The organism is Amycolatopsis sp. NPDC049868 (assembly GCF_044461365.1).
GTDB lineage: Bacteria > Actinomycetota > Actinomycetes > Mycobacteriales > Pseudonocardiaceae > Amycolatopsis.
The window spans coordinates 136,993-162,678 of the sequence record NZ_JBITKV010000005.1 but is presented as its reverse complement, the minus strand read 5'-3'; the positions used below and the strand labels follow the sequence as shown (position 1 = coordinate 162,678).

Here is a 25,686-nt window from a genome sequence, read left to right as displayed (position 1 = left end):
GGCCGAGGATTTGGTCGAAAATGGGTTTTGGGGGGCCCCCCGCCGGGGTAAACCAAAACGGGCCGTGAGTGGCGAGCCGCCAACACCCCCAACCCCCACACACGACCCCAAAGCGAAAAGCGAGCCCTACACGGTGTCGAACTCGGACTCCAATTCCTCGATCTCGTCCTTCCCCATGTCGACCAGTTCGAAGTCGGCGGCGGGCTTCCGCGCCGCGGGTACCTCGTCCGGCTCCTCCCCCAGTTCGACGAACGACGCGAGCCCCGCCGGGGTCCGGTACTCGAACACCTCCCGCGCGCCGAAGGTCATCCCCTCGCGCCGCGCCCGGGCCGCCAGCTGCATCGAGACGATCGAATCGCCGCCCAGCTCGAAGAAGCTGTCGTCCGCGCCGACCCGCGCCAGCCCGAGCATCTCGGCGAAGAGCTCGCACAGCAGCCGCTCGATCTCCGTCACTGGTTCCCTGCCGGCGATATGCCCGCTGAAATCGGGCTCCGGCAACGCCTTCCGGTCGACCTTCCCGTTCGCGTTCACCGGCAGCGCGGCCAGTGCCATCACCACCGACGGCACCATGTACTCCGGCAGCAGCCCGGCGATCCGCTCCCGCAGCCGCACCGGGTCCGCCCCCGCGCCGGACACGATGTAGCCGATCAGCCGTCCATCGCGGACCGCCACCACCGCCTGGTCGACACCCGGCTGATCCGCCAGCACCGCTTCGACCTCGCCCGGTTCCACGCGATAGCCGCGGATCTTGACCTGCGTGTCCGCCCGGCCGGCGAAGACCAGCTCACCTTCGTCGTTCCAGTAAGCCAGATCCCCGGTCCGGTACATCCGCTCACCGGCCGCGAACGGGTCGGCGACGAACCGTTCGGCCGTCAGCGCCGTCCGGCCGAGATAGCCGTGCGCCACCCCGGCGCCCGCGATGTACAGGTCGCCCGCGACACCCGGCGGCAGCGGCCGCAGGAAGACGTCCAGCACGTACAGCCGCCGTCCCGGATGCGGTTTGCCGATCGGCAGTGTCGTCCCGAGCTCGTCACCGGGCCGGATCACCTTCCACGACGCGCAGAACGTCGTTTCCGTCGGACCATAGGTGTGCAGCACGCGCAGGTCCGGGCACGCCTGCCGCACCCGCTCCACGGCGCCGAGCGGCACCACGTCCCCACCGGTCTGGAAATAGCGCAGCCCCGCGAAACACTCCGGTTTCTCCTGCACGAGCGCGCGGAACTGCCCGGCGGTGAAGTTCACCGAAGTGAGGCCTGCCGCCGCGTGGGCGGCGAGTGCGTCGGCGTCGATCACTCCCGGACCCGCGAGGATCACCCGGGCCCCCGCCACGAGCGGCACCAAAACCTCGTACAGCGCCGGGTCGAACGTGTGCGGCGCGTGCATCAGCACCGCGTCGCCCGGGTGCAGATCCCACACCCGGTAGCCCAGCAGCGCCGCGACGCCGCCGTGCGAGACGGCCACACCCTTCGGCGTCCCGGTCGACCCGGACGTGTACATCACGTACGCCAGATCGTCCGCCCCGACCGGCACGAGCGATGTCTCGCCCTCGACCGGATCGTCCACGAGGATCCGCTGATACCCGGACGGCGTCGCGGTCCCGGCCCGGCACACCACCGCGGCGGCCGAGGAATCCTCCAGCATGAACGCCACCCGCTCGGCCGGATAGTCCGGATCGATCGGCACGTACACCGCTCCGGCCTTCCACACCGCGAGCCAGGCCGCCAGCAGCTCCACCGACCGTTCCACCACCACGCCGACACGGTCGCCTCGACGCACACCGCGGGCCGTCAGGACCGTAGCGAGCTTCCCGGACCACTCGTCGAGTTCCTCGAACGACCATTCCCGGTCCGTGGCCACGACCGCCGTCGCGTGCGGGGTCCGGTCCACCTGGCGGCCGAACATCTCCACCGCCGACGCCGCGTCCACGATGTCGTCCGTCTCGTTCCAGCGCTCGACCACCAGCGCGCGCCCGGCGGCGTCCAGCACGTCCAGCCTGCCGACCGGCGTCCCCGGTTCCGCGATGATCCGCTCCAGCACCAGGGTGAGCCCATCCAGGGCCGCCTTGGCGACGGAGGCTTCGACGACGTCCGCGTGATACTGAAGTTCGATTTCCAGGCTTTCGCCCGGCATGACGCCCAGCGTGATCGCATAAGGCGTCGCCTGGTTGAAGTCCCGCAGGGTCAGGCTGAGCTCGGACGGCGAGACCGAGGGCCCGCTGTCGGCGTAGTTCTCGAACACGACGATCGTGTCGAACCCCGCCTCGCCCAGCTTCTGGATCTCCGGGAGACCGAGATGGTGGTGCGCCATCATCTCCGACTGCCGTCCCTGCAAGTCCGTGAGCATCCGCAAGGCCGGCTGGGCGGCGTCCAGCCGCACGCGCACCGGCACGGTGTTGATGAACAGCCCCACGGTCTGCTCCGCGCCGGGCAATTCGGCGGGCCGCCCCGAGACCACCGCGCCGAACACCACGTCCTGACGGCGGGAAAGCCTCGCCAGCACCAGCGACCACGCGCCCTGCACCAGCGTGTTGAACGTCAGCCCGTTACGGCGGGCGAATTCGGCCAGCGCGGTGGTGAACTCCGGCGAATGGCGGACCACCTCGCTCGACGGCAGGCCGTGCGCCTTCCCGGGATTCTCGGGGAGCCCGAGCGCCGAGCCGTCGGCACCGTCCAGCTCCGCACGCCAAGCCGCCTTGGCGGCCTCCTTGTCCTGTCTTCCCAGCCACGCCAGGTAGTTCCCGTAGGACCCAGGAGCGCGCGACACGCCACCTGTCGCGTAGACCTCCAGGAGATCCGCTTCCATGATCGCCCGCGACCAGCCGTCGATGAGCAGGTGATGGCTCGTGGTCACCAGACAGTGTTTGTCCGGGCCGAGCCGGATCAGCATCAGCCGCAGCAACGGCGGCCGCGTGAGGTCGAACCGCGTGGAGCGTTCCTTCTCCGCGATCACGCTCGCCTCGGCCAGCGCGTCGGATTCCGAGAGGTCGGACAGATCCCGTTCGGCCCAAGGGAGTTTGACCTCCCTGGGGATGAGCTGGATCGTCTCGCCGTTCTTCCTCCGCTGGAAACTCGCCCGGAGCGCGGCATGCCTGCCGAGGACGATCTCCCAGGACCGCCGGAACCGTTCCGTGTCCAGTGGTCCGTCGATGATCTGCGATTGCTGGATGAGGTGGATGTCGGGCGCCTCGTCGTCCAGAGAGGCGTGATAGAGCATGCCCGCCTGCATCGGGGAAAGCGGCCAGACTTCCGCCAGCGCCGATCCAGAGGTTGTGGTCGAAGTGTTCACGATGCCCGGCCTTCGCTGAGTTCCGCTGCCAATGCTTCGAAGCTCTCGATCTCGTCCTGGTCCAATTCGAGGAGACCGAAATCGGATGCGGTATGCCCGCCCGCGGCGGGGTCTTCCGCTTGGGAGGCCAGCCCGGACAACACGGCCAGCAGTTCCTGGACGAGTCGCTCGATCCCGGCCTCGTCGAACACGCCGTCCGACCATTCGAGCAGGAGGATCAGCTCCGGCCCGTCCGGCAGGTCCTGGATGATCGCGTTGACGTCCAGGCCGTGTGGCAGCCGCATGTCCGCGTCGATCGAGCCGCCGATCTCGCCCACCTGCTGCCACGCCCGCACGTCGCCACCGTCACCGGCGGCGAATCGCCCGAGGTAGTTGAACCCGATCCGCGCCGACGGCAGTGCCGCCAGCACCGGTTCGGTCTCGGCGTTGAGATGGCGCAACAACCCGTAACCGAGCCCGTCGCCGGGCACCGCGCGCGACTGTTCCTTGACGGCCTTCAGCAACGTCCCGGCCGCCGCGTCCCCGGCGAGCACCCCGGCCAGGTCGATCCCGGAGACGTCGAGGCGGACCGGATGCGTGCTGGTGAACCAGCCCACCGTCCTGGACAGGTCCATCCCCTCGGCGGGCTGACGGCCGTGGCCTTCGACGTCCACCAGCACGGAGTCCGTCTCGCACCACCGGGCCATCGCTCCCGCGAGCCCGGCCAGCAGGACCTCGTGCACGCCACAGTGGAACACCACCGGGGCCCGCCCGACCAGCACCGACGTCTCCGCCGAAGGCACCACCCACGACCGCGAGCGCACCTCGCCCGCCGGGGCCTGCTGGTTCCCGGTTCCGACAATCGCTTGCCACGCGGGAAGTTCCGCGACCCGTTCAGCCGAGACGGCCCATTCCTCCAGCAGCCCCGCCCACCGCCGGAACGACACGCCCACGGGCTCCAGTCCGGGTTTCCGCCCGGCGGCGACGGCCTCGCACGCCGCCCGCAGATCCGCGGCCAGGACCCGCCACGAAACCCCGTCGATCACAAGGTGATGCGCCACCACGATGATCCGGCCCACCCGCTCCGGTCCGGCGTCCAACCACACGGTTTGGACGACCACGCCCGCGGCGGGATCCAGTCGTCCGACGGCCTCCCGAGCCGCGGCGACCTCGTCCAGCTCACCTTCGACCTTCACGCGCGTGAAGGTCCCGGCCGAGCCGCGCTCACCGACCACCAGCCGTCCGTCGGCCACCCGTGCCCGCAGCATGTCGTGCGTGTCCAGGAGGGCCGTCAGCCCCGCGGTCAGCGTCTCTTCCGTCAGATCCGCGGGCGCGCCCAGGACGATCCACTGCGCGAAGCCCGGCGCCGCGACGCCGTCCCCGAACAACCGCATCACCGGCGTCATCGCGACTTCACCGACGCCATCGGAGGAGCCTGCCGATTCCTGCCGCGGCACCAGCGCCACCAGCTGCGCGAGGCGTTCGGGCGTCCGGTGCTCGAAGACCTGCTTCGGCGTGAGCGAGATACCGTCGCGACGCGCGCGGGACGCGACCTGCATCGACGAGATCGAATCCCCGCCCAGTTCGAAGAAACTGTCCTCGACCCCGACCCGCGCCAGCCCGAGCACCTCGGCGAAGACTTCGCACAGGATCCGCTCGGCCTCGTTCGCCGGTTCCCTGCCGACCGTCTTCGACGAGAAATCCGGTTCGGGCAACGCCTTCCGGTCGATCTTCCCGTGCGGTGTCAGCGGCAGGACGTCCAGCGCCATCACCGCCGCGGGCACCATGTACGCCGGCATCCGCTCGGCGAGCCCGGTCCGCAGCGCCTCCGGGTCGACGTCACCCGGCGACACGTAGGCCACCAGCCGACCCTCGCGCACGGTCACCGTCGCTTGGGTGACCCGCGGATCGTTGGACAGCGCGAACTCGATCTCGCGCGGCTCGACCCGGAACCCGCGGATCTTCACCTGGTCGTCGGCCCGGCCGGCGGACACGAGCTCGCCCTCGTCCGTCCAGTAAGCCAGGTCGCCCGTCCGGTACATCCGTTCACCGGGGACGAACGGGTCGGCGACGAACCGCTCGGACGTCAGCGCCGCACGGCCCAGATAACCGCGCGCCACCCCGATTCCGGCCAGGTACAGCTCACCGACCACCCCTCGCGGCAACGGGCGCAGGAACGCGTCCAGCAGGTAGCCGCGGACACCCGCGATAGGCCCGCCGAACGGGATGATCTCGCCGTGCGGCGCCAGCGGCATGCTCACCGTCGCGCAGATCGTGGTCTCGGTGGGCCCGTAGGCGTTGAGCATCCGGCGGTCGGCCGAAAGCCGGTCCACCAGCCCCGGCGGGCAGAGTTCGCCCGCCGCGGTCACCGTCCGGACCCCCGCCGGGAACACGTCGACGGTGGCCAGCACCGATGGCGGAGCCTTCACATGCGTGACGTCCCACCGCTCCAGCGTGTCGCTCAACGACGCCTGCGGCGGCAGATCCTCGTCCGGCGGCATCACCAGCGTCGCCCCGGAAAGCAACGCCATCATCACCTCCGACACGATGGTGTCGAAACCGAGCGCCGCGAACTGCAGGACACGGGACGACGGCGTCACGGCGAGCCGTTCGATATGCGCCATCGCCAGGTTTCCCAGGCCCGAGTACGTGACGATGACGCCCTTCGGTGTCCCCGTCGATCCCGACGTGTAGATCACGTACGCCGCGTCGCGCATCCCCACCTTCGGCAAGGCCGCCTCCGGGGCCGCCGCCAGGTCGAGTTCGTCGAGCACGACGATCCGGTCGGCGAACTCCTCCGGCACCGCGCCACGGGTCTTTCCCTGGCACACCACCAGCATCGGGTCCGCGCTGCCGAAGATCAGCTTCACCCGCTCGGCCGGATACGCGGGATCCACCGGGACGAAGACGCCGCCCGCCAGCGAAACCCCGAGCATCCCGACGAGCCACCACGCGGACCGCCCGGCCACCAGCCCGACCCGGCGTTCGCGGTCGACACCGCCCGCCCGCAGGACGGCGGCGAACCTCGTCGCGCGGTCCCACAGTTCCGCGTAGGTCAGGTCGCCTTCGCCGTCCGTGACCGCCACCGCGTCCGGCCGCTCGGCCGCCATCCGCCCGATCAGCTCCGGCAGCGGCTCGCCGTCCAGCAAGGCGGGTTCCCAGCGGGGCAACGGGATCTCGCCCATCCCGGTCCGCCCCACGAGAGCGGACGGATCCTCGACGACGGCTCCGAGCGCACCGACGAACCAGTCCAGCAGGGAATCGGCGACGGCCCGGTCGATCTGCCCGCGCCAGTAGGCGAGCTGGATCCGGAATTCGTCCCCCGGGATGACCCCGACCGTCACCGGGTAGTGGGTCCCTTCGACCGTGCCTAGATACGAGAACTGGTCGGCGAAATCCCGCGGGTAGTTCTCGAAAACCAGCAGCGTGTCGAACATCGCGCCGGGTCCGGCCGTCTTCTGGATCTCCGTCAGCCCCAGATGCTGATGCGGCATCAACTCCACCTGACGCCGCTGCAGACCGGTGAGCATGTCCACCACGGACTGCTTGCCGTCGAGTGAGACCCGCACCGGGATCGTGTTCATCATCAGGCCCGGCATCGCTTCCACGCCGGGAAGTTCGGCGGGACGGCAGGCGACCGTGGTACCGAACACCACGTCGGTCCGCCGCGCGAGGCGCGCCAGCACCAGCGCCCACGCGCCCTGCACCACCGTGGCCGTCGTCAGGCCGTGGTCGCGGGCGAAATCGGTGAGCCGCGTGTAGAGCTCCGGAGCGAGATGGGTGACGCGGTAGTCGTAATCCGTCGCCGTATCCGATTTGGCGACCAGCGCGGGTACGTCGATGTCGGACAGTTCCGCCCGCCACGCCGTGCGCGCCGCTTCCTTGTCCTGCCTGTCCAACCACGCCAGATAGTCGCGGTACGAGGCGGCCGTCCGGTCCGGGAAACCACCGGAGGTGTACGCCGCGGAGACCTCGTTGAGGATCACCGCCACCGACCAGCCGTCGGTCAGGATGTGGTGATTGACCACCAGCAGCCGATGCCGGTCTTCACCGGTCTTGATCAGGACCAGCCGGAACAACGGCGCCTTGGTGAGGTCGAACCGGTCCCGCTGCTCCGCCGCGGACAGCGCCTTGACGGCCTCCTCGACGTTCGCGCCGGACAGATCGACCTCGCGCCACGGCAGGTCGACGTGGCCGGCGACGGCCTGCACCGCCTTGCCCGAAGCGAGCCGATGGAAGGTCAGCCGGAGTTCGGGATGCCGGGCGAACACCGCCTCCCACACCGAACGCAGCCTCGCCACGTCCAGCGGACCGGTCAGCTCCACGATCCACTGGGTCTGGTAGATGTCGGGACCCTGGTCGTCGAGGGTCGTCTGGAAGAGCAACCCCGCCTGGAGCGGCGCCAGCGGCCAGACCTCCACGGCGTCCGGGACCGCGGCCGCGAGTTCCGCCTCGTCTTCCGCGGTCAGCTCGACCAAGGGACCGTCCGCGGGCAGGCCGGCCTCCACAGAGCTCGCCACCGCGGCCAGCCGCGCGGGGGTCCGCTCCCCGAAGATCTGCGATGGCGTCACCAGCAGACCGGCCTTCGCCGCACGGGCCGCCACGCGCACCGCGAGGATCGAATCCCCGCCCAGCTCGAAGAAGCCGTCGTCGACGCCCACGCCCGCCAAGCCGAGCACTTCGGCGAACAGTCCACAAAGGACGCGTTCGGCCTCGGTGACCGGTTCGCGTCCGTCGCCCTTCGCCGTGAAGTCGGGGGCGGGCAGCGCCGCCCGATCGACCTTGCCGTTGCCGGTGAGCGGCAGCGCGGCCAGCTTCAGCACCACGGCCGGGACCAGGTGATCCGGCAGCACCGCGCCGAGCCGCTCGCGCACGAGAGCGGGATCGACGTCCGCCACCACATAGCCGATCAGCCGTCCGTCGATCGGCACCACGACGGCCTCGTGGACGTCCGGCTGGGCGGTCATCGCGGCTTCGACCTCGCCGGGTTCGACGCGGAACCCGCGGATCTTCACCTGGTCGTCGACGCGGCCCGCGAAGAACAGCTCACCGTCCGGTGTCCATTTCGCGAGGTCCCCGGTCCGGTACATCCTTTTGCCCGGCGCGAACGGATCCGCCACGAAGCGCTCGGCCGTCAGCCCGAATCGGTCGAGGTAACCGTCGGCCAGACCGGCGCCGGACAGGTACAGCTCGCCGACCACGTCCGGCGCGACCGGCCGCAGCGAATCGTCCAGCACCCAGGCCTGGCGGCCGGAAAGCGGGCGGCCGATCGGCAGCACCGGGACCGGCTCGTCCTCTGGTTCGAGTACGTACCAGGTCGCGCACAGCGTCGTCTCCGTCGGCCCGTACAGATGCCGGATCCGCGCCCGCGGCGCGGCCTGCCGGACGCGGTCCACCGCGTGCGCGGGCACCAGGTCCCCGCCGGTCAGGATCTCGCGCAAGCCCGCGAACGATTCCGGTGCCTCCTCCGCCACCGCACGGAAACTGCCCGCGGTGAGATGCGCCCGCGTCACCCCGCCCGCGACCGCCTCGCGCAGGCGCCGGGCGTCCACCGGCCCGGGCTCGGCGATCACCACCCTGGCGCCCGACACCAGCGGGACCCAGATCTCGCACAGGGACGCGTCGAAGGAATGCGGCGCGTGCATGAGGACCGCGTCGTCGGGTTCCATCGCCCAGCCGGGGTCCCCCACCAGTTCCGCGACGCTGGAATGCGGGACGGCCACGCCCTTCGGCTTGCCCGTCGACCCGGACGTGTACATCACGTACGCCAGGTCTTCCGGGCTCGCCGGGACGACCGCCGCCTCGCCCCCGTCGTCGTCCGTGACGAGAATCGACTCGATCCCCGCCGGGACCCCGTCGCGTGTCGCGGCGGAGCACAGCACCAGGGACGCGCCCGAATCCTCGACCATGAACGCCACGCGCGGCGCGGGGTACGCGGTGTCCACCGGCACGTAGGCCGCGCCCGCCTTCCAGACGGCGAGCAGCGCCACCAGCAGATCCGCCGAACGGTCGAGCAGCACCGCGACCCGGCGGGCGCCGCGGGCGGCCAACCGCCCGGACAGCCGGTTCGCGAGCTCGTCGAGCTCCCGGTAGGTGAGGATCCGGTCCCCGTCGGCCACGGCCACCGCATCCGGTGCCCGGCCCACCTGCCGGGCGAAGAGAGCCGGCACCGTCGACGCGGCCTGCGCTGCGGAACTCATCGTCATCCTCCGTAGACCACGGTGTCCAGCGATTCAGGCTCTTCGTCGAACTCGTCTTCCTCGGGCTCCGGCTTGGCCGCGTCGTTCTCCGGCCTGGCGAACTGCGTGTGATAGAGCTCCGAGTACAACCCGCCCCGCGCCAGCAATTCGTCGTGCGTGCCGCGTTCACGGACCGTTCCGCCGTCGATCACAAGGATCTGGTCGGCCTCGCGGATCGTGGACAACCGGTGCGCGATCACCAGCGACGTCCGGCTGCGCAGCGCGGTCTTGAGCGCCCGCTGGACGGCGGCCTCCGACTCGGAGTCCAGATGCGCGGTCGCCTCGTCGAGCACGACGACCGTGGGCGCCTTCAGCAGCAACCGCGCGATGGCCAGCCGCTGCTTCTCCCCACCGGACATGCGGTAGCCGCGATCGCCGGTGACGGTGTCGAAGCCGCGGGGCAGGGACTGGATCAGCTCCCAGATCTGCGCCCCCTTGCAGGCTTCGATCAGCTCGTCCTCGGTGGCGGACGGGCGGGCGTAGAGCAGGTTCTCCCGGATCGTGTCGTGGAAGAGGTAGGCGTCCTGGCTGACCACGCCGACCGTCCCGCGGATCGAGTCGAAGGTGAGGTCGCGCAGATCGTGTCCGTCGAAGCGGACCGCTCCCGCGTTCGGGTCGTACAGCCGGGAGACCAGATGCGTGATGGTGCTCTTCCCCGCGCCGGACGGGCCGACGAGCGCGGTCAGTGTCCCGGAGGGCGCCTCGAAGCTGATGCCACGCAGGACGTCCGCCGTAATGTCGCCGTGTTCCCGTTTGGTCCGCAGATGTTCGAGCGACGCCAGCGAGACCTCGTCCGCGGTGGGATAGCGGAAGGTCACGTCGTCGAATTCGAGGCTCGGTGCCTTGCTCTCCTCGAGTTCCTTCGCGTCCGGGCGTTCCTGGATCAGCGGCTTCAGATCGAGCAGTTCGAAGATCCGGGCGAAGCTCACCACGACGGTCTGCGCGGTCTCCTGCAGCCCGGACAGCTGCGTGATCGGCCCGAACAGGCGCCCGAGCAGGGTGGCGATGGCGATGAGCGTGCCGAGCTGGAACGCCCCGTCGATCACGAGCCCGCCGCCGACGCCGTAGACGACCGCCGTGGCGATCGAGGCCATCAGCGCCATCATGGCGAAGGACATCCGCGCCCAGATGGAGATGCTCACGCCGATGGTGCGGATCTTCCCGGCCCGCTTGCGGTAGTCGGCCATCTCCTCGTCCGGGCGGCCGAACAGCTTCGAGAGCATCGCGCCCTGGACGTTGAACCGTTCGTGGAGGAGTCCGCCGAGACCGGCGTTCGTCTCCATCAGCGTGCCGGTGCGCCGCTGGATGATCCGCCCCACCCAGATCCAGGGGATGACGAACAGCGGGACCAGCACCAGCGTGACGACGGCGACGAGCCAGGACAGATAGAACAGCTCGACCAGCACGAGCAGGACGGTGACCACACTGGTGGCCGCCATCAGCAGATGACCGAACGCCTGCTGCGCCATGATCAGTTCGGTGTGCAGCCTGCCGACCAGCACCCCGGTCTGGGTGCGGGTGAAGAACGCGATCGGCAGCCGCCGCACGTGGTCGAGCGCCTGCACTCTCAGGTCGTAGGTGACCCCTTCCCCGATCTTCGCGGAGACGTAGGCCGACATCAGCGACAACAGCGCGCCGGCGACGGCCAGCCCGGCGGTCAGGACCGCCATCAGGATCACGACACCGAAGTCGTTCTTGAGGATGCCGCCGTCGATCAGCTCCTTCATCAGCAAAGGAGTCGCGATGACGACGAACGCCTCCATCGCGGCGATGAGGACGAAGACCGCCACCTTGCCGACGTGGGGCCGGAAGTACGCGAGGACTCTGCGCACCGTCCCCGGGCGGACCCGGTTCGACCAGGGATCGGGGTCGTCATCGCTCTTGGGCGACGCCCCGAAGCGCAACATTACTTCCATTTGGGCATCCCTCTCACGCACGAAGTCGGCGAGCTCAATCGTGCTGAATCGTGTCGATGTCCACGAGTGGTCCCGGGAACATCGCGGTCTGTTCGTCCACAAAGGACGTTGGTCGCGACACGCCTCGGCCGCTCGCTACCGCCCGGCCGGGATCCGGCCGTGACCGTCCACCCCGCGCCGCAGCAGATCCGTCACGTCGTCCAGGTCACCGGCCCGCAGCGCCGAGGCGGCCGCGGCGAGATCGGCCGCGATCCGGTCGAGCACCGCCGCCACCGGCATCGCATTTCCGGAGAGGATCTTCCGCCACAGCAACGGATTCCCGGCCGCGATACGCGTGACGTCGCGTAACCCCTGCCCGGCGAGGCTCAGTGCGACGTCGTCACCGACGGCCAGGCTCGCCGCCACCGCCGAGGCGGCCACGTGCGGGGCGTGCGACACCAGCGCCACCGCCGAATCGTGCTCGGCGGCGCCGACGGTGACGGCCTCGGCTCCGCACAGCGCCACCAGTTCACGGGTCAGCCGCAGAGCCTCCGCCCCCGTTTCGGGTCCGGGGCACAGCGCCCACGGGCGGCCGAGGAACAGGCCCACCCTGGCCGCCGCCGGACCGGATCGCTCGCGTCCGGCGAGCGGATGCCCTGGTACGTAAGAGGTCATGTCGCAGCCGAGCCGCTCCGCGTCGGCGATCGGATCGACCTTGACGCTGGCCACGTCGGTGTACGCCCGCGCGGCGCCCTGCTTCTGGAGTTCGGCCAGCCGCTCCCCCACGAGCTGCGGCGGGACGGCGATCAACGCCAGGTCCACTTCCTCGCCGGTCCATTCGCGGCCGGCGCCGAGCTCCCGCGCCATCCGGACGGCTTGCGCGTCGATATCGGAAAGATGGACCGCCACACCCTTTTCACGAAGGGACAACGCGGCCGAAGTGCCGATCAGGCCGGTGCCGACGACAAGCGCCTTCTCGATGGTCACAGCTACTTCTTAGGCCGCCCACCCGGCGATGTCGAGCCGCGTGGCCTGGGCACCACGCGAGAGAAAGGGGACTTTCACCGCGTGAAGCGGGAGAAGCCCCCTTCGCCCTGCCCGGCCTAGCCGATGCCGTCCGCGCTCACCGTGCGGCCAGGTCGGTCGCCCGGTTCTCCAGATGATCCGCGAACCCCGCCCAGACCCGGGCGTGATCCCTGGCGAACCCGGCGACCACGCCGTACAGATGCGGTGGGACACCGTGCAGGATCCGTTCCCATTCCTGCCCGTCCATGGAGTGCATGGCGAGCATGCGCAACAGGATCCGGCCGACCTCGCTCAGCCGCAGCGCCGGGTCGGCCTTGAGCCGCTCCAGCACGGTGAGCCGTTCCCGGTCCAGCGAATGACCGAGGTCGGTTTCGGTGAGGCTCAACGGATCCGGCTTGGTCCGCAGTCTCCTGCTCCCGTCCGGGGTCGGGCTCTCACCACGTTCCAGCCTGCCGCGCACGTCCCGCACCGTCTCCGGGGAGATGCCGACCTGCTTGGCGACCTGACGGAGCGACAGGCCGGGATCGTTGCGGATCAGGTCGGCGGCGAGCTTCCGCCGTTCCGAACTGTCCACGGGACGGATCCGCCCGTCCCGCCCGATCCTGGCGCCGTTTCCGCCTTCGCCGCCCCGTTTGCGCAGGTCCGCCACTGTGCCGGCGGAAATACCGGTCGCCGAGGCCACCCGCCGATCGGACCATTGCGGATGCGTCCCGATGATCTGGACGGCCGCCCGTTTCCGATCCGCGAGCGAAAGCGGCAACCCGTGCCGGATGTTCGCTTCCACCGCGAGGACGAAGGCGTCGGACTCGGCGCCGTCGATGAACCTCGCGGAAATTTTCGTATCGCCCCTGACTCGTGCCGCCTTCAGCCGGTGCAGGCCATCGACCACCTGCATCGTCGGTCGGTGAACGAGAATGGGCGGAAGCTCCCACTCCGCCGACAACAGTGTCTCGACGTGTTCTGGATCTTCGCCCGATGTCCGCGGCGAACAGGCAGAAGACAGTCTCGACAGCTCGATTTCGACGACAGGGAGAGCGGACAAGTCAACTCTCGTCGGATCCACCTAGCCCCCATTGAATCTGTTGATTCATCAACTATTTGGACACGCCACGAAAACCCACCGTCCAACTGCTCTGCTTCGGCAATTGGACACCATGAACCCGTCCGACGCCGGCCTCGGCCGTTGGGCGGGGTGTCCTCGACGGTGAGGATCCCTCAAGCGCCACCGGGCGAAGCCGCGTGCGAGCGGCCCGCCTCCACGGTCTCCCAGCCGACCGTTTGGCGCGTATACCGACGAACTACCGAAGCTGAACGGCATCCTCCCATCGCCCCGACGGCGATCTGCGAGACGAACACTCGAAGAGTTTCCGGCCCGGCAGGGCCGACACTTGGTCAGCCTGACGGGGCCGTTACCCGCTTCAGTGCGAGGTCCCGGACATGTCCGATCTTATGGTTTCGGTTCAGAGGTTCGGCGAGTGAAGTCTTTGGTCTGCCTCGTGGTCGCGAGTCACCCGACGCGTCCCCCCTGTCCCCAGTAAAGCGCGCACACCATGTCAGCCCCAGCTGATGCGCACATGTGCAGCATGGCATGAACAATCCATGTCGGCAATTGACGAACAGTGTGATTTTCGTAGTGAAGGGAGCCTCCAAGATCAATATCCGAAAGCCCGCATGCGGTATTGACTCGATTGGCGAACATAAGTAAAGCGCCCGCGTACACGCTTGTCCGGGCGCTCCGGATTGGGCTGTTCGCAGGTTCTGTTAGGCCGTTCGCGCGGCTTGCCTTCTGCCCTGATGATCACCGCCCCCATCGGTTCATGTTCCGTTCTTCGATACTTGTTCACACGAACGGCCGAGTCCTCGTCCCACGGTCTGGTCCGCGTGGAACGGCAAGAGCAAAGTGAGGGCTGGCATGGTGGAACGCGGCCGGCCCCGGGCCATCCACGCCGCCATGACATCGGTCATCCGAAGGAGGTTCCGTGCGCGCAGACCGGCAAAAGGACCGCGTTCGGCCACCTCCGGTAATTCATAGGATGAAATGGTGTTCGTGACCGGCCGGACGACACACCCCGGAAAGCACGAAGACCCCCTTCCCTCGGCTGAGCCGGGGTAAGGGGGCCTTCACGTGCCCGTCTACTCGATGGGGAAATCGAAATAGGTGTCGGGGTAAGGCTCGTCCTTCAGGTTGTAGTGCCACCACTCGCACTCGTACGAGCTGAAGCCCGAGCCCTCCATGACCGCGCAGAGGTGCGCGCGGTTCTTCGCGGCCTCGTCCGGCACACCTTCCGCACCGTGATGCGAGACCACGTCCATCAGGTCGTGGTCGCCGCCCATGTCGGCGAGTTCGCCGGTGCCGAGGTGGTAGAGCGTCAGATCCACCGTGCTGCCCCGGCTGTGGCCCGACTTCGTGGCCACGTAGCCCTTTTCGAACATCTGGGGCCGGTCGATGTTCGGGTAGTGCCTGGACTTCTTACGGCCGTCTTCGGGCTCTTCCGCCCAGCGCATGAAGCGGTCCACGGCGCGCTGCGGGCGGTACCCGTCCCACAGGAGCAGACCGAAGCCGAGCACCTCGGCCCTGTCACGCGCCTCCTCCAGCGCCGCGCAGAACGCCCGCGTGCCGACGATGCGGTTCACCAGGTAGCCGTCCACCGGCTTGCCGGTGAAGTTGTCCCACGTGGCGTACTTGGCGTCCCAGCGGATTCCGGAGACGACCTCGTCTACGAAGACGAAATCATCCCTCATTCGTCACGCCCGCCAGCGTCAGCTGCACCAGGCGGTCGATGATGTCGCCGAGCGAGAGGCCGGCGGCGGCCATCATCCGCGGGTAACGGCTGTACGAGGTCAGGCCGGGCAGGGTGTTGACCTCGTTGAGCACGACACTGCCGTCCTCCTTGAGGAACAGGTCCACCCGCGCGAGCCCGCTGCAGCCCAGCGCGCGGTAGATGACCTTGGCCGTCTGCTGCACGAGGTCGCGCGATTCGTCCGGGATGTCCGCGGGGACGATGAAGCTCGAGTTCTCGGAGCCGGTCTCGGGGCTCTTCTCCTGGTGGATCTTGAAGAAGCCGTGGGTCAGCGCGACCCGGTCGACCTCGCCCGCGAACAGGTCTTCGCCGTCGCCCAGGATCGAGCAGCCGATCTCGCTGCCGATGACGGCCTCTTCGATCAGGATCTTCGCGTCGTACTGGCGCGCCTCGGCCAGCGCGGCGGGCAGCTCTTCCTTCGCGGAGACCTTGCTGACGCCGAACGACGAGCCGGAGCGGGCGGGCTTCACGAAGACCGGGTAGTTCAGCTCGTCCGGGTCGACGTCCTTGTCCGGCGTGACGATGTGGAACGTCGGCGTCGCGATCCCGGCACCGTTGACGACGGAATAGGTGAGGGACTTGTCGATGCACATGACCGAGCTCGGGAGGTCGCAGCCGACGTAGGGGACGCCGGAGATCTCCAGCAGGCCCTGCATCGCGCCGTCTTCACCGAACTTGCCGTGCAGCACCGGCAGCACCACGTCGAGGGCGATCGTCTCGTACTTGCCCTCGTCCAGGACGAGCAGGCCGTGCACCCCGCGGTCCGGCGACAGGACGGCCGGGCGGACGTTCCCGTTCTCCCAATCCTCGGCGGGGCCGTCGCACAGCATCCAGGAGCCGCTCTGGGTGATCCCGATGTAGTACGGCTCGTACTTCTCGAGGTCGAGGTTCTTCTGGACCTCACGCGCAGATTTGATGGAGATAGGATGTTCTTCGGAAAGCCCGCCGAACAGAATTCCGATTTTCAGCCTACCCATACTACTTCCCGCTTTCGAATTGGAGACAATTGATGATGGAGTTTTCAACAGTGTCACTCAGTGCGTGGTCCGTGTAATAGGCGGTATGCGGACTGATGAGCACGTTCGGCAGCTTTTCCAACCGCAGCAACGTTTCGCTCTCGAGCGGCTTGTTCCGGCAGTCGGCGTAGAAGATCCCTTCCTCTCCTTCGACGACGTCCAATGCCGCTCCGCCCAGTTTGCCGTCTTCCAGCGCCGAAATGAGGGCTTCGGTTTCGATGAGCGGGCCACGTCCGGTGTTGATGATGTACGCGCCGTCCTTCATCTGCTCGATGTTCTTCCGGTCGAGAAGATGATAGGTATCCGTATTGAGCGGCACATGGAGCGTCACGATGTCGCTCTGCTGGAGCAATTCGTCGAGTGGAACGTAATCGGCCGAGGCCGTCAGCAGCGTGTCGTAGGCCAGCACCCGGCAGCCGAAACCACGCAGCCGGTCCAGCACCGCGACACCGATACGCCCTGTTCCGACCACTCCGACGGTCAGATCGCGCAGCTCTTTCCCGCGCACCTCGTTCAGCCGGTAGTCGTGGACCTCGGTGCGGCGGATGATGGATTTGGCGTCGCGCACCGCCATCAGCATCAGCATCAGCGTGAAGTCGGCCACGCTGTCGGGCGAGTAGGCGACATTGCCCACGGTGATACCGACGCTCGCCGCGTATTCCACATCGATGTGGTTGAAGCCGATGCTCCTGGTGGAGATGTATTCGACACCCGCTTTTCCGAGTGCGTCAAGAATGGAATTCGTGACCTTGGTCTTGTGACCGATACTGATGCATCGATTTCCGGAGACCAGCCCGATATTGGTCTCGGATACCGGCTCGTCCACAATGGTCGGCATTATGCCGAAACGAGGTGCCATCTCCCGGAACAAGGCGGCCTCGTCCGATCCGCAACCATAAATCGTGATTCCCCTCGCCAAGACGGCCGAGGAGGAGGCGGACGCCGGCGATCCGGTGCGGGGGGCAGCTGATCGCGCTGGTTCGCTGTAGGTCATGCCCGACATTGTAGGCAGCGCGTTGTTGCCGCTTCTTATGGGGTTTTCGACGCCCCGACAATAAGTTACCAACTGGTAGCGCCGAGTGCACGTCGTTGTCGCTCACCTGCGCCGCACAGCTCTATCGCAGATCTTGCCCGCCCACCCCCGGCGTCGAAACCGCACCGTGACCGATGCCACAAAGCCATCCGGACACGAGGTCCGCGAGGTGGTCCGGAGCGTCCCTGGCCACGAGATGGCCCGCCGCCGGAACGCGGACGACGGCGACCCGGTGGTTGGCCGTGCGCAGACGGCCCACATCGGCGTCACGGAGCGGCGATCCCGGGCCACCGTGCACCACCAGGATGGGCAGGTCCAGGGCCCCGGCCGTGGCGAGCAGGGCGGGACCCGAGCCGAGGACGTCGTCCACCAGGCGGGTGTAGCGGCCGCCGAGCCCATGAAAATCGAGCCACGAGCGCACCCTGCCCGGTTCGAGGTCGGGTACGACGTCGACGAGCACGAGTCCGGACGCGCGCGCCGCGACGGCGGGGTCCGCGAGCGCCGCGATGGCGGCCAGGCCGCCGACCGAGGCGCCCACGAGGACGACGGGCGCGGGCAGGCTCGCGATCATCCCGGCCACGTCGTCGGCCAGCGCACGGAGCGTGGTCGCCCGGCCGGAACTGTCCCCGTGTCCGCGCAGGTCGAAGGCCACCGACCGGTAGCCGTGCCCGGCCAGCACCGCGGCGACCGGCGCCCAGACCCGGCGGCGCTCCCCGCCCGCGTGGAGCAGCAGAACCGTCGGACCGGCGCCGGTCACCGTGCCCCGCAGAGTGACTTCGCCCAGGTCAAGACTGATTTCGGTATTCACGGCATCCCCCTTACCTTGGATAGTCAAGGTAACGCAGATACCTTGACTCATCAAGGTACGATCCGGTCGTGACGACCTCCCGAGCACGACGGGCTCCCGAAGAGGCCCGGCGGCTGATCCTCGACGCCGCGGCTTCCCTGCTCAGCGAGTCCGGTGTCGCCGCCGTCCAGATGCGCGCCGTGGCCGCCCGAGTCGGCATGACCGACGCGGGCGTCGCCCATCACTTCGGCAGCCGGGACAAACTGCTCGCCGAACTCCTCCGGCACGGCGGCCGCCGCCTCCGGGACGGGCTTCAGGGCCTTCTCACCAGCTGGCTGGACCACGACGCCGACCTGCTTGAACTCGTCCAGTCCCTGCACACGCTGTACCGGGACGGCTACGGCGAGCTCGCCGTGGCGCTGCACGCGGCGGGCTGGCGCGACCCGGGAAGCGGGATGCTCGACCCGGTCGTCGACGCCCTCCACCGGCTCCGGCCACCCGGCGGTTCACTCGACGACACGCGGCTCACCGTCGCCGCCCTGCATCAGGCGATGGCCACGGATGCCCTGTACGGGAGCGATTTCCGGCGGAGCGCCGGGCTCACCGGGGCCGCGGCCGACGATTCTTCCGCGCAAGTGCGCTGGTGGGCGCGCCAGCTCCACCTCGCGCTCGGGCTCCGGCCCGATCCTGGCTCACCCGCACGGTCGTAGGTAAGTCCGTGAAGGACCCCTTCCCTCGGCTCAGCCGAGGAAACTCGACCTTCACACCATCCCAAGTACATGAAGGCCCCCATCCTTGCGCCTAAGTACAGGAAGGGGGCCTTCATGTACTTCAGCTGCCCAACCCGGCTCGTGAGTGTTTCGGGTCGTTAGAGCCAAGGGTGTCTTAGGTACCTACTGGTTTTTGGTGCGGCTTGATCGTGGGCCAGGTCCGTGAAGGCCTCCTTGCCTACCCTGAAGGTAGTGAAGGAGGCCTTCACGGACACGCGGCTCGCCACACTCGCCCCAGGCACACCACCAGTCACAGCGGCTGCGCGTACCTCAGCTGCCCCCCAACCCGCCTCGTGAGTGGCAAGGACCTGACCACTCACGAGAACGGGACGTCAGCGAATACCCTGCGCGATACGTTCGCCCAGGCCTTCGACGTCGCCGAGCGCTGCTCGCAGCTCGGCGGCGTACTCCTCGGCCCCGGCCCGCAGGCCCCGCTCGACGACGTCCACGGCGTCGAAGGTCTCGACGTCCCCTCCGCTCAGCGCCGCGACGGATTCCTTGACGAGGGCGCCGAGCAGCAGTTCTTCAGGGACCGCCGGCGCCCCTTCCAACGGCCAGACGAGATCGTCGAGCACGCTTTGCCCGCCGATTTCGCGGATCAGACCGGCCGCGGTGATCCCCGGAACCCGGAAACCCTCCGGCAGCACCGCGCGGAGGCTCAGGTTGTGCGAAAGCCAGTACAGCAGCTGCGCGTTCACTTCCAGCTTGACCGGCTTCGGCGCCAACCACAGCGTGAGGTTCACGTAGTACTCGGTGAGGCGTTCGAGCACCTCGCCGCCTTTTTCGAAACCCCACAGGTTGAGGTCGAAATAATGGTGCCAAGTGGCGTCGGCGACGATTCGCCCGACACCGGCGGCCGCGCCGTCGTACACACTGGACACGCCGTAGACCTGGCCGTTGCGCTTGTCGGTGCCCTGCGCGACGATTTCGGGCTTCGGCTGCCCCGATCGCCCGGACGGCCAGACATCCGCCGGGAATCGCTCCGGAATGACCAGCTGGCCTTCGTGCATGTGGTCCGGGAAAACGGTGATCGGCCCCCGTCTGCCCTGGAACAGCACATGCGGCCTGCCGAACCGCTTCCGCAGGATCAGCTCCTGCGGGTACGGGTCGAGATCGTTCGGGATCGGGTTGTTGAGATCACTGCCCCACGGATCCGGCTGGTGGGTGTTGTGGCTGAACTCGATACTCGCGTCCGGCCGGTCGTTCCACACCCGCAGCTCACCCGCGCGCGGGACCCGGTGCCCCAGCGCCCGCCCCAGGTTCAGGTAGTCGGGCAGCGACGGATCCGCTCCCGGCGGCCGCGGATTCGAGTGGTCGCCGCTGATGAGCACGCCACCACCGGCGTCCATCCACGCCCGCAGCGCGGCGACCTCCGCGTCCACGAGTTCGTTTTCCGGCTCTCCCGGCATGTTGGACTGCAGGATGCCGAAGAACCACACCTGCTCGTATCTGCCGAGCACTTCGGACGTGAGTTTTCTGGCGGCGTGCCCGCCATCGTGCCGGTTGATCAAATCGATCTCGAACTGAGCGAAGAAAGGCTGATTCCCCAAGATCAGGTCACGGATGATTCCCAATGAGAAGCCGCCGTTCCCCGAGAAGCCGACAGCATCGGTGTAGAACAGAACTCTGATCTTCGGTTTGGCGAGCGGGCTGACTTGGTCAGCGACGAGACGCGCGTCGAACATCGGTTATTTCCCCCTTGCATCAAGCGCCATGCCGTCCTCCCCGGCGGCGCCCTCCCTTCCACGTATACCGGAACTTCCGGTGATCGTGCAGGCGCCGGAGCGCGGCCGAAAGGGCGGGCCGCGCCCCGCTTTTCGCCCGCACCGGGTGATCTTCGGAAACCGGCGGTCTGCCACCGTGGAACTCCGATCCGTCTCTCGGAAGGTGTCGCATGGTGCGAATATCGTTCGGCGAATTCCCCGTGTACCGATTCCGCCGCCGGAAAACCAGCGGGCGACAGAAGACCCGGCGCTTCGCGAGACGGCCGCCCGCGATTCCGGCACCGCCTCCCGACCCGCGGGGCGCCGGCACGGCGCTGCCCCGCGCGCTGGTGGTACTGCTGGGATCGGCCGCCGCGGTCGTCGTGCTGGCCGGACTGAACGCCGTCGCCTGGCTCGCCGGTCCCGTGTTCCTCGCCCTGGTCATCGTGATCACCCTCGACCCGGTGCGGACCTGGTTGCGCGGCAAGGGTTTACCCCGCTGGCTCACGGTCGCCGTCCTCGTCGTCACCGTCTACGCCGCGTTGCTCGCGCTCTTCCTGGTGGTCGTGGTCTCCCTCGCGCAATTGTCCGCCCTGCTCCCCCGCTACGCCGGACAAGCCGACGAACTGCTCCGTGACGGAACGGCGTTCCTCGGCCGGTTCGGGGTCGGTGAACCGCAGCTGCGCGAGATCCTGTCCACTGTGGACACCGGTAAGCTGATCGGTTTCGCCGGATCCCTGCTCGCCGGCGTCGGCGGACTGGTCACGAATCTGGCCTTCCTCCTCGCCTTGATGCTCTTCCTGAGCACCGAATCGGCATGGGCCGGGCAACGGCTCGGCCGGATCGCGCGCGATCGGCCGTGGGCGGGCGCGGCGTTGCGGCGGTTCGCCTTCGGCACCAGGCGCTACCTGGTCGTGACCACGGTGTTCGGCGGGGCGGTGGCGGTGCTCGACACGATCGCGCTCGCCCTGCTCGGCATCCCGGCGGCCGTGCTGTGGGGGCTGCTGTCCTTCGTCACCAACTACGTGCCCAACGTGGGTTTCGTGATCGGGGTGGCCCCGCCCGCGCTCATCGCGCTCCTCGACGGCGGCTGGCGGGCCATGCTCGTGACCATCGTCGTGTACGTGCTGCTGAACTTCGTGGTGCAGTCGCTGATCCAGCCCCGGTTCGTCGCCGAATCGGTCGGTCTGTCCACTTTGGTCACCGTACTCGCGCTCGTGTTCTGGACCTGGCTGCTCGGTCCGCTCGGCGCCGTCCTCGCCGTGCCGGCGACGCTGCTGGCCAAGGCGTTGCTCATCGACGTCGACCCGCGTGCCCGCTGGGCCGAGGCGCTGCTGTGCTCGCCGGATCGCCGGAAGGACTGACCGCCGCGTCAGGTCAGGCCGTGGTGGCGCGCGACCACCACGGCCGACCGGCGGTTGTTCACCCCGAGCTTTCCGTAGATCGACCGGACGTGCGTCTTCACCGTGTTGACCGACACCGTCAGATCCGACGCGATCTCGTCGAGCGAACGCTGGGACGGCAGTCTCCGCAGCACCACCTGCTCGCGATCGGTCAGTTCGCTGGGCGGGGTGTTCGGGACGAGCCGCCCGCGGACCGTCTGCGCGAAGCGGTCCAGAGAGCCGAAACCACCGGAATGGTCGATCAGCAGGTTCCTGACCCGGGGTTCGGCGAGCGCGAACGGGCGGATCAGCCGTTGCGGCCGGGCGAGGGTGAGCGCGCGGTCGAGGGCCTGCAGCGCCAGGGTCCGCCGGTGGGAACGCAACGCGAGCGCGGTCTCGGCCAGCCGGGTGTCCACCGGGGTGGCAGGCAGCAACGCGGGCGCGGACTCGGTGGCGCGCAAGACCTTCTCGGCGAGGTCGGTCTCCTCGACGGCGAGATGGGCCCGGATCTGGAGCAGTGCCAGCTCGGCGGTTCCGGACAAGCTCTCCTGCGCCCAGGCGAACACTTCGGCCGCGTGCAGGCCTTCGCCGACCACGAGCGCCGCGTGGTGCTCGACGACCGTGCACATCCCGGTGATCTCGCGGGGCAGTTCGAGATCCGCGAGCCGCCGCCGGGCCACCCGCATGGCCTGCGAGCCCGCCGCGCGGTCGCCGCCGTCGAAGCGGACCATACCTTCGAAGAACCTCCGCAGCGGCCCGAGAACCGGTGCGGAGACGGGCACTTCCGCTCGCGGGGCCCTGGCCAGCTCGCCCGCGGCCGCCACCGGTTCGAAGCGCATCAGATCGTCGTAGGCCAGCATCAGATGACATTCGGCGACGCCCGGCGACCGGCACCAGCCGTGCCGCCGCGCGACGGCGAGCGCTCCGATGCACGATCGCCGCATCGCCGTGTGATCACCCAGCAACGCCGTCGCGACGGCGAGCGCGAGTCTGCTGTGCAGGACGAGATGTTCGAGACGTTCCCCGTGGGCGAGGCGCAACGCGGCTTCGGCACGGGTGACGGCGTGCCGCCGGGCGCCCCGGTGCAGTGCGCGCCAGACCAGATCGACCTTGTCCCACGCGACCGACTCCGGCGACCGCGCCACCGGCGGTGCCGCGGTCTCGGGCGGCCCGCTCCCGGTCACCAGTGCGAGATGGGGCGCGGCCAGCCGTCGCAAGCCGTCGTCACCGAGATCGGTGGCGGCCGCGGTGAACTCACCGCGCTGGACGTGTTCCAGCGCGGACGCCAGCCGGAGCCGGGGGCTCGCGCTCAAAGCCCCCTCTCCCAGGTAGGCGAGCGCACCCCGGACGAGTTTCCCGTCCCCGGCCAGCACCTGGCGCACCGCGTGGTCACGCGCCAGGCGCAAGGCACCTTGGCGGTCCCGGCCCGCGACGGCGTGCGTCAGCGCTTCCCCGAACCGACCCTGCCCGGCGTACCAGCGCGCGGCGATCCCCTGCAACCGCCGCGCCCGTGCCGGGGACCGGCGCGCCAGCTCCGCCTGCAGGAAACCGCGCAGCGGCGCGGGAAGCCGGTAGGTGTCGGCCGGGGTGCGCACGACCAGCCCGGTCTCGCGCTCCAGTTCGTCCAGTGTCACCCCGGCGTCCGGCGAACCCGTCAGCCGCGCCGCCAGTGCCGCGCTCACGTTGTCGCAGACACTGACGCACAGCAGGAGATCCGACGTCGCGGGCGGCAACCGCGAGAGCACCTCGTCGGCGAAGAACCGGGCCACGGCGAGCTCGTCGCCCCCGACCGCCGCGACGAGCCCGTCCGCGTCCTCGGCCTCGCGTACCGAGACCGCGGCCCAGCCGAGCGCGGCGGCCCACCCCGCCGTGCGCTCGGTCAGTTCGCGGACGCGGTCCTCGCCCACCGTGGCCCCGGTGGAGCGAAGCAGATATGCCGTTTCCTCCACGCTGAAGCGGAGTTCGGCGGCGCCGAGGCGCGAAAGCGCGCCTTCGACCTCAAGGCGGGCCAGCCGCAGTTTCGGCTCGACCCGGGTGGCCAGCACCAGCCGCAGCATCGGCGGCCGGTGCCGGGCCAGCGCGGCGAGCGCTTCCACCGGCTCCGGACGGGAGATCTCCTGGACGTCGTCCAGCACGAGCCACACCGGTTCACGCAGTCCGGCGAACACGTCACCGAAATCGGCGAGGAACTCGGTACGCCGTCCGGGTGACGGTGGTCCGAGCCGGAACCCCGGGAGGCGGAGGTTCCGGCGCACCGCGAGCAGGATCGCCGACCACAGACGGTGTTCGTCGTTGTCGTCGTCGTCCAGCGACACCCAGGCCACGTCCCGCCGATCGCGGGCCCAGCCGGCCAGCGCGGTGGTCTTGCCGGAACCGGCGGGCGCGCGGAGCACGGTCACCGGCCGGGTGCCGGCGCGGTCGAACAGGGCCGTGAGCCGGGAACGCGGGACGAAGATCCCCGGCATCCGCGGCACCGTCACCTTGGCCGCGGGGATGCGCCAGGACCGCGATGTCGTTCGAGCGGGCAAGTCAACCTCTCGATCGTCCGAAGGATCGCGGCCCCGGCGAGGCCACGACTGTACTGGTCAGCGGGCTACCAGAGGTCGTCCGTCGCCTCGTCCCCGTGCACGAGCACCGCCCAGATCACCAGGACGTCGAGGGCGATGACGACCACGCCCCATACCGGGTACGCGGACAGGAACACCAGCTGCGCCAACGCGTTGAACCCGGCGAGCAGGACGGTGACGACGCGGGCCCACGGCGCCCCGGTGAACAACGCGCTCCCCGCGAACACCGCGAGGACTCCGACGATCAGGTGGATCCAGCCCCAGGCGCCGAGGTCGAAGACGAGCAGCCCCGACGGGCCGAGCAGGTAGTAGTTCTGTTCGAACAGCGCGACCAGCCCCTCCACCGCGGTGAACAGGCCGGCCATGATGGTGATCGACGCGGCGAACCAGACCCAGCCCGATCGTCGCGACACCCTCGCGGCGTGCTCCGGCGGGGACGACGGGCCGGTGCCCGCCGTGGTGGTCCAGTGATGCGCTCTTTCGCTCATGGTCCCTCTTTTCGGAAGCGGGGCTGCGGACCCGGGCGATCATGGTGGGTTCACCGTGACGGCGGCCTCGCCCACGCCAGGTGAGATCGGGGCCGGTCCGCCGCCGCCCCGCCTCATCCGGCCCGGGCGATGCGGGGGTGCCGCCGCCCGGAGCACAGTGCGGCCTCCGAGCACCGATCCCGGACCGAGGAGGACGCACCATGAGTTCGCTGACCGTATGGGCCTTTCCCACCGCGGACGGCGCGGAAAACGCGCTCGCGCTGTTGGAACGCCTCCAGAAACAACAGCTCATCAAGATCGCCGACGCGGCCTACGTCACCTGGCCGGAGGGCAGGAAGAAGCCGAAGACCAAGGACCTCGGTTCCCTGACCGGCGCCGGCGCGCTCGGCGGCGGGTTCTGGGGACTGCTGTTCGGCCTGATCTTCCTGGTACCGCTGCTGGGGATGGCCGTCGGCGCGGCGATCGGGGCGCTGACCGGCTCGCTTTCCCACGTCGGCATCGACGGCGACTTCATCGCCAACGTCCGGGCCAAGGTCACCCCGGGCACGTCCGCGTTGTTCGTGATGGCGGACGGCGCCGTACTCGACCGGGTGGCCGAGCCGTTCAAGGAGACGGGCGCCGCTTTGGTGACCACGAATCTCTCCGACGAGGAAGAGGCGCGGCTGCGTGCCGCGTTCGGCGAGTTCCCCCTCCCCGAACGGCTCTGATCCCGGCC

The 25,686-nt window shown here is 69.0% G+C and carries 15 protein-coding genes; 3 read left to right on the top strand and 12 right to left on the bottom strand.

Translation table 11 applies throughout. The features are described 5' to 3' along the window. Nucleotides 1–126 precede the first annotated feature (126 nt). From ACIBTM_RS22560 to ACIBTM_RS22520, 9 genes are all read right to left on the bottom strand, one after another. A complete protein-coding gene (locus tag ACIBTM_RS22560) occupies nt 127–3,285 on the bottom strand; it encodes an amino acid adenylation domain-containing protein (RefSeq protein WP_395879037.1) in 3,159 nt (1,052 codons plus the stop codon). Beyond that, nucleotides 3,282–9,464, bottom strand: coding sequence for an amino acid adenylation domain-containing protein (locus ACIBTM_RS22555; protein ID WP_395879036.1), 6,183 nt, complete (start codon nt 9,462–9,464; stop codon nt 3,282–3,284). Before ACIBTM_RS22555 ends, ACIBTM_RS22560 begins: the two co-directional genes overlap by 4 nt. A gap of 2 nt (nt 9,465–9,466) precedes the next feature. Beyond that, entirely contained in the window at nt 9,467–11,419 is a 1,953-nt protein-coding gene (locus ACIBTM_RS22550; protein ID WP_395879035.1) for an ABC transporter ATP-binding protein, read from the bottom strand. A gap of 135 nt (nt 11,420–11,554) precedes the next feature. Continuing rightward, nucleotides 11,555–12,385 (bottom strand): prephenate dehydrogenase, encoded by an 831-nt coding sequence (locus ACIBTM_RS22545; protein ID WP_395879034.1) that lies wholly within the window; start codon nt 12,383–12,385, stop codon nt 11,555–11,557. Between the two features lie 136 nt (nt 12,386–12,521). Further along, nucleotides 12,522–13,319: a winged helix-turn-helix transcriptional regulator gene (locus ACIBTM_RS22540; RefSeq protein WP_378428452.1), complete on the bottom strand. Its 798-nt coding sequence runs from the start codon at nt 13,317–13,319 to the stop codon at nt 12,522–12,524. A 1,238-nt stretch (nt 13,320–14,557) separates the two neighbouring features. Continuing rightward, nucleotides 14,558–15,166, bottom strand: a complete 609-nt coding sequence (gene vanX, locus ACIBTM_RS22535; RefSeq protein WP_395879033.1) for a D-Ala-D-Ala dipeptidase VanX — start codon at nt 15,164–15,166, stop codon at nt 14,558–14,560. Beyond that, nucleotides 15,156–16,202 (bottom strand): D-alanine--(R)-lactate ligase VanA-Ao2, encoded by a 1,047-nt coding sequence (vanA-Ao2, locus tag ACIBTM_RS22530; RefSeq protein WP_395879032.1) that lies wholly within the window; start codon nt 16,200–16,202, stop codon nt 15,156–15,158. The genes vanX and vanA-Ao2 overlap by 11 nt, the downstream gene beginning before the upstream one ends. Nucleotide 16,203: 1 nt before the next feature. Further along, on the bottom strand, nt 16,204–17,235 hold the full coding sequence (gene vanH / locus ACIBTM_RS22525) for a VanH-AOV family D-lactate dehydrogenase (RefSeq protein WP_395879031.1): 1,032 nt from the start codon (nt 17,233–17,235) through the stop codon (nt 16,204–16,206). Between the two features lie 121 nt (nt 17,236–17,356). After that, nucleotides 17,357–18,082 (bottom strand): alpha/beta fold hydrolase, encoded by a 726-nt coding sequence (locus ACIBTM_RS22520; RefSeq protein ID WP_395879030.1) that lies wholly within the window; start codon nt 18,080–18,082, stop codon nt 17,357–17,359. 68 nt (nt 18,083–18,150) lie between these two features. Between ACIBTM_RS22520 and ACIBTM_RS22515 the strand changes: the two genes are divergently transcribed. After that, entirely contained in the window at nt 18,151–18,771 is a 621-nt protein-coding gene (locus ACIBTM_RS22515) for a TetR/AcrR family transcriptional regulator (RefSeq protein ID WP_395879029.1), read from the top strand. Nucleotides 18,772–19,163: 392 nt separating this feature from the next. Here ACIBTM_RS22515 and ACIBTM_RS22510 read toward each other — a convergent pair whose 3' ends face one another. Then, entirely contained in the window at nt 19,164–20,516 is a 1,353-nt protein-coding gene (locus ACIBTM_RS22510; RefSeq protein WP_395879028.1) for a hypothetical protein, read from the bottom strand. A gap of 209 nt (nt 20,517–20,725) precedes the next feature. On the opposite strand from ACIBTM_RS22510, the gene ACIBTM_RS22505 reads away from it, so the two are divergent. Next, nucleotides 20,726–21,898 (top strand): AI-2E family transporter, encoded by a 1,173-nt coding sequence (locus ACIBTM_RS22505; protein ID WP_395879027.1) that lies wholly within the window; start codon nt 20,726–20,728, stop codon nt 21,896–21,898. An 8-nt stretch (nt 21,899–21,906) separates the two neighbouring features. Here ACIBTM_RS22505 and ACIBTM_RS22500 read toward each other — a convergent pair whose 3' ends face one another. Next, nucleotides 21,907–24,444, bottom strand: coding sequence for a LuxR C-terminal-related transcriptional regulator (locus ACIBTM_RS22500; RefSeq protein WP_395879026.1), 2,538 nt, complete (start codon nt 24,442–24,444; stop codon nt 21,907–21,909). A gap of 65 nt (nt 24,445–24,509) precedes the next feature. Further along, nucleotides 24,510–24,971, bottom strand: coding sequence for a hypothetical protein (locus tag ACIBTM_RS22495; protein WP_395879025.1), 462 nt, complete (start codon nt 24,969–24,971; stop codon nt 24,510–24,512). Nucleotides 24,972–25,171: 200 nt separating this feature from the next. Between ACIBTM_RS22495 and ACIBTM_RS22490 the strand changes: the two genes are divergently transcribed. Then, a complete protein-coding gene (locus ACIBTM_RS22490) occupies nt 25,172–25,678 on the top strand; it encodes a DUF1269 domain-containing protein (RefSeq protein WP_395879024.1) in 507 nt (168 codons plus the stop codon). Nucleotides 25,679–25,686 lie beyond the last annotated feature (8 nt).

Bases quoted from the DNA above. Each gene is read 5' to 3' on its own strand.
- ACIBTM_RS22555 (WP_395879036.1), bottom strand. From the start codon at position 9,464: ATGAGTTCCGCAGCGCAGGCCGCGTCGACGGTGCCGGCTCTCTTCGCC.
- ACIBTM_RS22550 (WP_395879035.1), bottom strand. From the start codon at position 11,419: ATGGAAGTAATGTTGCGCTTCGGGGCGTCGCCCAAGAGCGATGACGAC.
- ACIBTM_RS22540 (WP_378428452.1), bottom strand. From the start codon at position 13,319: ATGCAGGTGGTCGATGGCCTGCACCGGCTGAAGGCGGCACGAGTCAGG.
- vanX (WP_395879033.1), bottom strand. From the start codon at position 15,166: ATGAGGGATGATTTCGTCTTCGTAGACGAGGTCGTCTCCGGAATCCGC.
- vanA-Ao2 (WP_395879032.1), bottom strand. From the start codon at position 16,202: ATGGGTAGGCTGAAAATCGGAATTCTGTTCGGCGGGCTTTCCGAAGAA.
- vanH (WP_395879031.1), bottom strand. From the start codon at position 17,235: ATGACCTACAGCGAACCAGCGCGATCAGCTGCCCCCCGCACCGGATCG.
- ACIBTM_RS22510 (WP_395879028.1), bottom strand. From the start codon at position 20,516: ATGTTCGACGCGCGTCTCGTCGCTGACCAAGTCAGCCCGCTCGCCAAA.
- ACIBTM_RS22505 (WP_395879027.1), top strand. From the start codon at position 20,726: ATGGTGCGAATATCGTTCGGCGAATTCCCCGTGTACCGATTCCGCCGC.
- ACIBTM_RS22495 (WP_395879025.1), bottom strand. From the start codon at position 24,971: ATGAGCGAAAGAGCGCATCACTGGACCACCACGGCGGGCACCGGCCCG.
- ACIBTM_RS22490 (WP_395879024.1), top strand. From the start codon at position 25,172: ATGAGTTCGCTGACCGTATGGGCCTTTCCCACCGCGGACGGCGCGGAA.